This is a genomic window from Endozoicomonas sp. ALB032, assembly GCF_049310125.1.
Lineage (GTDB): Bacteria > Pseudomonadota > Gammaproteobacteria > Pseudomonadales > Endozoicomonadaceae > Endozoicomonas_A.
This window is the reverse complement of the sequence record NZ_JBLYNW010000002.1, coordinates 1-9,511: the sequence shown is the minus strand read 5'-3', so window position 1 is coordinate 9,511 and position 9,511 is coordinate 1. Positions and strand designations below refer to the sequence as shown.

The following is a 9,511-nucleotide window of genomic DNA, read 5'->3' as shown; positions in this document are numbered from 1 at the left end:
GCTTTCTGCTACGATACCTTGAATTCGAGTGATTTCTTCTCTCGACAGGGTTGTACCGTATCTCTCAAAATAAGGGCTGGGATCTGAAATAGTTCCATCTGAAAACATTTTTTTAAAAAGAGCATGTAGCTTGGCACTTTCGAGCTGCTTTTCCTTCTCAGAAGTCACTGCCGTCCCCGATATAGGATCAAGGGAACTGCTTCTTTTTAGAAAGGGGTGACTGTCCATTTCCGGTAGTAGTCCTTTATCAATATATACCCCTCCTAGTACGAATTTTTGACTCAGCCCGATAAATCTTTCGATGATTAAACTGTTAGTAAAGCCTAAACTGTATCTGATAAAATTTTTATATTCTTGATCTAGGTTTTTCAGCTTTTTATGAACAATAGCGTTGCTGATTAAATTTTTAATTTTATCTAAAGAATTATTGATTTTATTCCATTGGATGACAAATTCCTTCTTTACACTGTCTGGAAGATCAGATTCCATTATATTTAATTCTTCTATTTCACTGCTTTCTCCCATAAAGTTATCAATTTTTTGCCAGATGCTGTCTTTCAGCCGAGCAATATCACCGGGGTCATCTTTTTCGATAGCGTTATTGCTTATCTCGGAAAACAGCAGCCTGAGGTCCTGAACCAGTCGCTGGTAGTGCTGGTAAAGTTCCGTATTATTCAGGCTTGTTCCTACTGGCCGCTCACTCTCCGACCCAATGTTGTTTTTCTCACCACCGGCCAGGCTTCGCACAGGTAATTCACCAGCCGTTGCCCTCTGCGAATGATTTTGTTCAGAAAGGTCACGGCTTCATTCTCTCCCCCGTCGCTGTCGTTCCCAGCCAATGCGCTTGCTGTCATTCCTGTTTGATCGCAGCGGTAGGTTCGGAGGCTGACTTGTCCACACTCCTTTGGGCAGACTGGCCCGCCCATCAGGTTTCCGCAGTGCCAGTGTTACGGACATTATTGCCGAATTTGATGATCCTGTCCTTTTGGCTCTCCAATGGCAGGGAAGCGCTGCTGCGGGTAAAGTTGCTGCTGCGGGTGAGATTGCTCTGCACCTGCGAGTTACTGTGGCTGAACTTAACCTGTCAAATGGTCAGGTCGGTAAAGAACAGTGCAGTGCTGTTATGCCCGACAAACGTCGTAAATCCGCCTCAGACCCGGACGACAGTAGAACACAATGCTTGCCATGGCTGTCGATTGTGCGTGCTGGCCTGCACGCCCGCAGGTCATGGGCGTCATTGCCAACACCGCCGACCAGCGGGCGCGTCCAGTCCGGGATGTCCTGCCACAGGCTGCTGTTGCCGAGCGTATCCAGCCTCCGGTGGCCACACTGGTCGCCCCCGGTTGCCAGCGCTTCTGGCCGTGCTGCGATGTTGCCTGAGGTTCCCAGCAGCAGCAGGTCATGACCGCCCCATCCACGGAGTGACCACTGTCGGGCGTCGGCGCCAAGGTACAGAATATTACTGCGGCTATTGCCCCAGAGTCTCGCTGTCCTGTTACCGACGGCGGACGAGCTGATCACGGAGGGCAGAAACGGCCATGACTGGTAACCGCTGTCGGGTTTCGGCCCGCTCACCTGAACACTGCCCGGCTCCCAGCCCCACTGTCCTGTGCCAGTAATAAACACCTGACGTCTGACGTATGTGGCGTTCAGGGGTTCTACTGTCGGTTCAATCCCGTCCATCGCCTGGTGGGTGACGATTTTTACCGGTTTAACGGTCCTGCTGGACCTACAGGGGGTTGCTGGCTGTGGCGTTGGTGAATCGGAGGCGTTCCTTCCTGACGAGGCTGTTCACCGTGGGTGGCAGGACGACCCCCTGACCACAGTCCGTCACCCGAGCTACGAAGGTCGGATAATGACAGCTCAGGGTCATTGAACACGAGCGTTGTGGGTTGCAGGAACTGGTCGTGCTGTCACGCCCAGACCTGCTGAATCTCGATCTCGGCATCGCCGGTGGTCACTCGGTTGGACAGCACAAGGTTCTGACCCCGGCGCCAGGCAAGGAAGAGGAAGGCCGACACATTCAGTTCAATCTTGGTTTGTGCTCTGATCGTGCTTGGTGATGCTTTCTTCAGGAAGGCCAGGATGGACGAGGATTAAGGCAAAAGGCGACAAGTCAGACTCATCCAGTTTAATCACGTCGGACCCACATGGCTCTCCACCATGATCCCGAACCGCTGTCGGGTACCGTTCCGGACAAAGGCCGCCCGATGCTCGCCGGAGTCAGTGTCCAGCCGCAACGTTTCCAGTTTGATACCGTAAACGGCTCCAGGGGTTCCTGACAGCTAGCAGACCCTCGGCCATCACGGCGACCCTGCCAAGGGTGCCCAGTGATTGGTAACCCTTTTGGGTGACCCGGTACAGCGTCTGGTTGTTCCGGTTATAAACGACCGTGCTCGTTGACGGAGGGAGCGAGAACTTCCGGACGCTGCCAATCACTTGCTGAACGCCGTGCTCCTTGCCAGGCAAAACTGGATAACAGTCTCTGTTTACAGGGACTCTGGCACCACTAATTCCCTCCAGGCCTCCTGCGGTTGGGGAATAGCCAGAGCGCAGCGTGAGGGCGATCAGTTCGGTGTGGGCCTTCTGGCGTATGTCCGCTGGCAGAGATCCCATAGGCCCATGGTTGAAATCTTGCCGGGTCCAGTAGACCAGCCTGCCGGTGGTGTTTCTGGGTCCCATCAGGCTGAGGTCCAGCGCCAGCAGGGCCAGATGCTCCCGGTGAGCCAGGTATTGGGCGCGTCGGTGTCTGGATGCGCCACGCCCAGGCGCCCGTGTTCCGAGTGGTGGCTACCCCTCGAGTCGATACGCCTAGCCATGTAACGGCAGGAACCAGGGATTTGGTCATCGAACTCACTGGGCATCCCGGTCAGCGAAGCGGCGGGCGGCCTCCACCACCGAGGGATGGCCTTTGGCGCCCTGATCAGGCTGTCGGAAAAACTCTGCAGCCTCCTCCCTGCCACGGTGTCCGACAGCGCGAGCAGTTGGCCGTCGTCGTTCACCATGACTTCAAACTGGTCACGGGTGTTGGCTGCCAGCAGGGTGTCGCTGTCCGGGTAGTACCAGACGTCCAGTTGCCTGATCGCGCTGAACAGGGGGTGGTCGATGATTGCGGTGATGGGTCTCAGCGGCACCAGCCCCACCTTGGCCGAGAACCCCTCCCGGGCCCCATTCAGCCGGTCTCGCAGCAGACTCTTGAGCTCACGGATGAAAAAACGGGCACTGGTGGTGGTCCAGGTTGTACCGGGGTGTTCTATGGTCAGTTTGGCGAAGATCAGGTTGACTACCTTGCCCAGGTTCAGGCTGTCCACCATCAGGCCAGACTGGGGGGTGAACTGGTGCACACTCAGGGTATCGTTCGACTTGGCGACGATCTGCCCGGTGGCTTCCACCTGCCAGTTCTTAAAAGGTCCTGACTCCACCGACAGGTTTTCGCTGACCACCCGGGTGTTATCCCAGGCCTTGTCCGGTATCCACAGCCGGTAGCCACCGTTGGTATCGGCCAGGAGGCTGCCGGAGTGCGCCTGCACATGCCTGAAGACGCCGACTCTGGCTATCTTTGCCTTTACTTCTGCCTTTTCCAGCGCTCGCTTCTCGCCTGCAGGGCGGATCAAATGGAAACCGGAGTTCAGCCGCTGGATACCACCGGGGCGATTCACGTCGGTGCTGAAGTAATACAGTTTGCCGGAGTGCCGACTGAACAAAATGTAGTAAACAGTCTGGCCCCGAACCACCACCTTGTGGACCGGCAGGTGCTCTTCACGCAGTGCCCTGCGGACACGCTCATTGATCGTCCGTAAACGGCTTCCGTCGTTTCTATTGTTTGGCATGTCGCCATCCAGCAGGCTGCTCAGGAAGGTAATATAGCTTCGGGTGGCGTCGTCATAAAAACCGGTTCTAAGAAGACGGCGGCTGCCGTAGCTATCGACATCCTGCAAGGGAATCAGCCCATGGTCGGATGTCGTTGTGTCAGATGCCACTGCAGGTGGGGTAGGGGGTACACTGAGCTGGCCATCCAGGGTTTCTGCCGCAATCACCTGGTGAGCCAGCTGACCGGACGGGCTGGCCGTCAACAGGTAATAATAGGGGGCATCAAATACCAGCAATTGTGACTCATCTTTGTTCGGCATTATCTTTGAGACATGGCGGCCAAACAAGCTGGCATTCAACTGTCGAAGTGCGAGATTTCCCGGGTCAGTGCCTCCTTATTCTGGAATAACACCTTGCCGTTGGCGGAGTCGAAAAAATAGTAGCCGGTAGTCGGGTTCCCCTGGACCGGTTGCACCTGGACCGGTTGCACCTGGACCGGTTGCACCTCGGCGCTGGCAGCAATGAGCCGGATTTCCTGATGCTTAAGGGTATCGTACCAAAGCAGGACCCGGCCCAACTGATCCCAGTCTGCTTCGGCCAGTCCCAGCTTGCCAGGGAAGCAGCGGTAGGGTTTCTTGAGATACTCATTAACCTGTCGGTCACAGTCCCGCTGGTGCTGTAACCAGGCTGGGTTCTGCCGATTATTGCTCTTGGGTAGTGGGTCAAGGGCACCGTTCATCTCCCACCGGTTCGGTATTTTGGGTGACCACCCGGATGTGGTTGTGGTCCACCGGTTCGGCGCTCCGGCCATACAGCGTGCACGGATCTGAGGTGAGAAGTCGCAGTCTTTCAGCTCCAGCGGCAGGAACCGGCTGGCCGCAGTGTAACGGCTCATGATTCTGTTCAGTTTCGACGCCCTTGATGGCCCGTCATTCAGTCCTCCATTGTCGTACAAGCGCTGAATCACTTTGTGATCCAGCAGCCGCCACTCAAACTGTGCGTTGGGATCCCGGGCCACTACTTTATACGAGGGAGCCTGTTCATACCAGGAGTGTGGTCTTGGTTCAGGAAATCGGAAAAGGGTCTCACCCAGCTTGAAGTCCCGGTTATCTTCATAGGACAGGCTCACCCAGGACCGACAGTTTTGTACCTGGTCATCCCGCTCAGTAATGCAGGCATAGGGGAGCTTGCCGTCGTAGTTCAACACCCAGGTAGAGGCCGTCTGCCCCTGGGGGTGAAGGTGGATAGTGTGTTCACCGTTGGATATCAGGGCGTAGGTTTTGTTGGCCCCTTCAGGACTATACACGTCATACTTCAGAAGTCGGGAGAATGTCGATGAGACCTCGCGAAAGACGACGACGTGATCCTTGTTATCGAGATACAGTCTGCTGGTTGACCGACGGTATTTCAAACTGTCGGTATGGGTGAACATCTGGCCAAGGTATTTATAGTCGTAGCTGATGTCATCACATGAGCCATGCCCGTCGCACTCGGTATACCGGGTGTCTTTCACTTTTTTCTGGTATAACCGTTTCAGCTTGCTGTCGCTGACAGCATCCAGAAGTTTCGCACCGGGGGAACTGCTGTCTGGCGCACTCCCCAGAGAGGTCTGGTCCAAGGGACTGTAGAGGAGCTTGACCTCCCACGGGGGTACAGAAGGCATTAAAATGACCTTTTTATCGCTCATCTGCCCCAGGTTGCGGAATACCCCGTCTGAGCATTGATACCCGGTTAAACGCGACTCCGTCCGGCACAATGTCGCCAGGGCATCGTCGATCAGGTTAAAGGTGTCAGGGGAGTATTCGATCCGGTTGATGTCGCTGGCGCAGTGCCGTAAAGGAGCCTTAGGTACATAGGGTATCTTCTCACAGTTTTTCTGTTTCCAGTCGTCTTTTTTCCCGGCGATTAAGGTTGGCTTGAATGAATAGACGCCACCGTAGGTCAGGGTCTGGTCTCACCAGGTTGATAGACCGGATGTTCAGGGGCAGGAGACTTTTGCCATCCCCGCTCATCAAGGCATTGAGGGTCTGCTTGTTGGCCAGGAAGCTTTTGGGGTCCAGCTGGGCGTGGATCAGGTCAAAGATTTTGGCAGCCTCACCCGAGGCATCCTGCAACTTTTTGTAGGCCAGCTTTTCTAACTTCCTTTTATAGTTCTCCTGAAAAATACCCCTGACGTAGTGCATGATCCCGTCAATAAATGCCCCGACTGGCCCGAGGAACTCTGAAATGACGGAGACATAGGTATCCACCCACTCAAAGGTCACCATGGATTCCATGAGTTTCTTGACTTCCGGGTCCTCTTCGTTCTCGTACTCAATGAGGGTCAGGGTGAGACTGGCTCCCGGCACGGCGAGACCCAGTATGGGCACAAAACGACCGACTTTTTTACCCAGCCTGCCGACTTTTTTCAGACCGCCGGGCAACTTGCCCGACCCGGAAATATCGGGTAGCTTTGGTGGTTTCTGACCGGGGGGCAATGACGACCGGATGGCCGGGATGATTGTCTTGATCCCCTGTCGCCCGAGATTGATGATCTCAATCCCTTGCAATGCCACAGCCGTATAAAAAAGCGTCTGGCGCCCGGTATAAATCTGCTGTTGGGTGTCCGTCATATTCTGAGACGGGGGATTTTTGTAATGGTGTCCCACAGGGGAAAGCCCTGCTATCAGGTCGTAAAGGCCTATAAAAGACCTGAGCTTTTCCAGTCCGTTGGTGGAAGATTTTTTTCCTTTGACCCGGAATCCCTGACGACCCGTCCCCTGGAGAAAGCCCCGGAAGCGATCAAAGGCACCGGAGGTAAACCGGATGTTCTTACGGGTCAGGGTATCGGGTTCCATAAAGTCCATGCGCCAGCCACGGCCATCCCGACGAAGGGTATCCAGTTGGGGAGCCATGCTGTCGGCGAGTGAGTGCCGGGCTTTAATGTCCCCCAGGGCGGTATCAAACTCCAGCAGCCGCTGCCTGAATTCGGCTCGTTCAGAGGCCACACCTGAGAGGCTGTCTTCAGTCCGGGGCGGCACCGGAACCGAAAGGTGGCTGGGCGGCAAATAGCGGAGCGGGGAATTTGAATCCGATGGCCGGGGCGACCTCAGCACAGTCTTTTCGCCGGGAAGCAACCGGTACTCCGGTTGTCCGGTGCCCGGGGAGCGCAGCACAAGGCTTTCAATCGCCGGGCGGTCCTTCGGCATCAGATGCTGGATATCTTTCACCAGTCGTTTGAAAACCTGGGGGCTGCCACTTCTGGGTTCGACAATCAGCTTGCCGACCAGGGGTTTGCCATGGGTGGGCGAGCGGGTCATAAAGGTTTTCAGGGCGTTCAGGGCTGTGATTCCGCGGGACTGGTTGCTGCTGGCAAGATCGCTGACGGTCAGGGTGGCGATGTAGCGGTCCGGGGTAAAGTCGACCAGTGTCGTCAAAGCATGGGCAATCAGTCTGGCTGGCCGACCGAGAACGGTGACGCGGTTGCCGTCTCCCCCGGCGATGGCCGACTGAACCCGGCCATCGGGTGTGAGCAGCACATAACCGGCAGCGGGGGTAGCTTTCAGCAACAGGGGCTGACCACTCAGGGTGCCGTCTTTTATCTGCTGTTGAGCGCGGGTAAACGAATCTTCGTCCAGGGCAATGACCGAGTGCATGCCCCGGGCGTGAGCCAATGCGTCCTTGCCTTCCAGGCGACGAAACCGGGTGAAAAAATTCTGCAGCCAGCGCTCATCTTCGTTGGCGGGTTTGATCAGGGCGATATCCGTTTTTTTCCTGTCGTTGCCAAGACGGAGCTGGGTTTTGAAGCCGGAAAGTAACCGGAGGGCATACTCCAGGTTTTTGCGTCGAGCATCGCAGCTGCCGGCACCGGCTGATCTTCGAGGCCTGTCACAAGGCATCTGTAGCCGGCCTGTGAGAAGCTTGATGTTGGCGAAATCATTTTTGTATTCCTTGTTAAGTTCGGCGGCACCCAGTATCGATTTAGGATCGAGAGTGTAGATATCGAATGCCTTGACCTGTATCCGACGTTTGAGGGTTTCGAAGGCTCTGGTCTTTTCTTCGTTGCTATGGAAATTGGCCATTGCCTGCTCAAGCTGATCTATCTGATCAGGCGCGCTGAAACGCAGTGCGTAGCGCTCAAGCCACTGAGTGTATGTGTGAGAACTTAGTGCAAGGCTAAGTGTGTCTGCCAAACGAATAGTTTCTCCTGCAACCAAAGTGGCGAAAGTGGCTTTTTCAGTTTGTGGGTGTTCCTTTAATCCATGAAAGATCGCGGTTTTGAACTCAAAGTGAAATGTGTAATTTTCAGCATTTTTTCTTCGATCCCCAGGCTCATCTTCGCCTATGGCTTTAGACAACTCATCTTCGAGTCCGGCAAAGGTAGGCCTGTCTTCGATTACGACTTTGACCAAATCATCGTTGAGTTTGGCATCAGCAAACTCTCCTTTGAGTAGAGCTTCGGTAAATTCTTTTGTGAGTTTGTCATCGTTCGGATCCTCTTTGCTTGTCTTATCGATAAACTCATTTTCGAGGTCAAAGGAGGCCAACCCGAACTTGGCTCGGTATGTCACGGCGCCGCTACGGTCAAGGGTAAAAACAATGCGGTTGAGATCTGGATAGGGGGCATTTTTCGAGGTTGACGGCCCGTGAGGATCACCTGCTGACAAGAATCCTCGAATCGCAACAGCTGAGTTTGCACCGAATACCTTGTTTGGCCAAGTTCCTTAAAACTTCAGGTACAATATAATTTTTCTGGCTGGTATTTAGTACACCCTCAGAATCTTCAATGCCTTGTGCGAAGTTATCAAAAAAGAATTTTATGGTTTGTACTCTGGTATTTTTGGGATCAACGTTCCCAAAACCGCTGATAACTTTAACATTAAGCGCTTGTAATAGAAAGTATCATATAGATTCAAGTCGCTATTATAGAAATGCAGGAAACTTCCAGTCATGATGACTTTAGTGTCTTCGCCAATATTTTTGAGCGTTACTCCTGACACTTTTTGAAGTGTTATTGTTTCTATTTGATTTGAATCAACAGCATTGTATAAGACGCTGTTTTTTTCAGTGCAGTACTTATTATAAAGTTTAAAGCAATATATTAAAGAATCGCTTATGCCTTCTATGTTTTTATCTGAATAATGAACGATTATTAATCTTTCCTTATGATTTCACAACCACTTGTTGGTGACGAGTTAAAATCAAGGTTTTTAAAGCTTTATTTATAAAAGAGATTATTCGCTATGAAGTAGTTAATTGGAATGATTTTGATGTCTTTTGGTTTTTCAAGATTTGAAAACTAATCTTTCAAAAGCATCATAACCTAATTTTGCATTAATGATGCAGTTAAATTTGTCGATATCATGCCGAAGATCAGTTGATATGATTTGCAATTTGTATTCATGTACTTATCAGAGATAATAACTTTTCTTTCCATATAGAATTTATGAATAGCCTTCATCATCTTTAATGTGATTTCTTTTTTTCTTAGTGATTTTTTTTTTAGAATTTCTACAGTCTGATGACATAAAGCAGATTTCATCAAAGTAGTAGTTTGATTGTTGGGTGTCCTTGGCGAGAGTGTACCATCAAGAGCAAAGGATTAGAATCATCAAGAGCTATAGTGGGAGTATCATATTCAAAATTTACTTTCTTACTGAAGAATAATTTATTACGGCTATACTCCTTTAAGTCATATTTCGGCAGACTATGGAATAAATCA

The 9,511-nt window shown here is 52.4% G+C and carries 8 protein-coding genes; 1 reads left to right on the top strand and 7 read right to left on the bottom strand.

Going from position 1 to position 9,511, the window contains the following annotated elements:
- The coding region (locus ACO6VG_RS25855; RefSeq protein ID WP_422476364.1) for a hypothetical protein at positions 1-747 on the bottom strand (747 nt) is incomplete at its 3' end.
- Between the two features lie 345 nt (positions 748-1,092).
- On the bottom strand, positions 1,093-1,683 hold the full coding sequence (locus ACO6VG_RS25850) for a hypothetical protein (protein WP_422476362.1): 591 nt from the start codon (positions 1,681-1,683) through the stop codon (positions 1,093-1,095).
- A gap of 209 nt (positions 1,684-1,892) precedes the next feature.
- Here ACO6VG_RS25850 and ACO6VG_RS25845 point away from each other — a divergent pair, with 209 nt between their 5' ends.
- Positions 1,893-2,063 (top strand): hypothetical protein, encoded by a 171-nt coding sequence (locus tag ACO6VG_RS25845; protein WP_422476361.1) that lies wholly within the window; start codon positions 1,893-1,895, stop codon positions 2,061-2,063.
- A 160-nt stretch (positions 2,064-2,223) separates the two neighbouring features.
- Here ACO6VG_RS25845 and ACO6VG_RS25840 read toward each other — a convergent pair whose 3' ends face one another.
- The 5 genes from ACO6VG_RS25840 to ACO6VG_RS25820 form a co-directional block, all read right to left on the bottom strand.
- A complete protein-coding gene (locus ACO6VG_RS25840) occupies positions 2,224-2,682 on the bottom strand; it encodes a hypothetical protein (RefSeq protein ID WP_422476359.1) in 459 nt (152 codons plus the stop codon).
- Complete coding sequence (locus ACO6VG_RS25835; RefSeq protein WP_422476357.1) at positions 2,682-4,169, bottom strand: hypothetical protein; 1,488 nt, start codon at positions 4,167-4,169, stop codon at positions 2,682-2,684. The genes ACO6VG_RS25840 and ACO6VG_RS25835 overlap by 1 nt, the downstream gene beginning before the upstream one ends.
- Entirely contained in the window at positions 4,166-5,473 is a 1,308-nt protein-coding gene (locus ACO6VG_RS25830) for a hypothetical protein (RefSeq protein WP_422476356.1), read from the bottom strand. Before ACO6VG_RS25830 ends, ACO6VG_RS25835 begins: the two co-directional genes overlap by 4 nt.
- A 202-nt stretch (positions 5,474-5,675) precedes the next feature.
- On the bottom strand, positions 5,676-8,456 hold the full coding sequence (locus tag ACO6VG_RS25825) for a hypothetical protein (protein WP_422476354.1): 2,781 nt from the start codon (positions 8,454-8,456) through the stop codon (positions 5,676-5,678).
- 874 nt (positions 8,457-9,330) lie between these two features.
- The coding region (locus ACO6VG_RS25820; RefSeq protein ID WP_422476352.1) for a hypothetical protein at positions 9,331-9,511 on the bottom strand (181 nt) is incomplete at its 5' end.

Bases quoted from the DNA above. Each gene is read 5' to 3' on its own strand.
- ACO6VG_RS25850 (WP_422476362.1), bottom strand. From the start codon at position 1,683: ATGGACGGGATTGAACCGACAGTAGAACCCCTGAACGCCACATACGTC.
- ACO6VG_RS25840 (WP_422476359.1), bottom strand. From the start codon at position 2,682: ATGGGACCCAGAAACACCACCGGCAGGCTGGTCTACTGGACCCGGCAA.
- ACO6VG_RS25830 (WP_422476356.1), bottom strand. From the start codon at position 5,473: ATGCCTTCTGTACCCCCGTGGGAGGTCAAGCTCCTCTACAGTCCCTTG.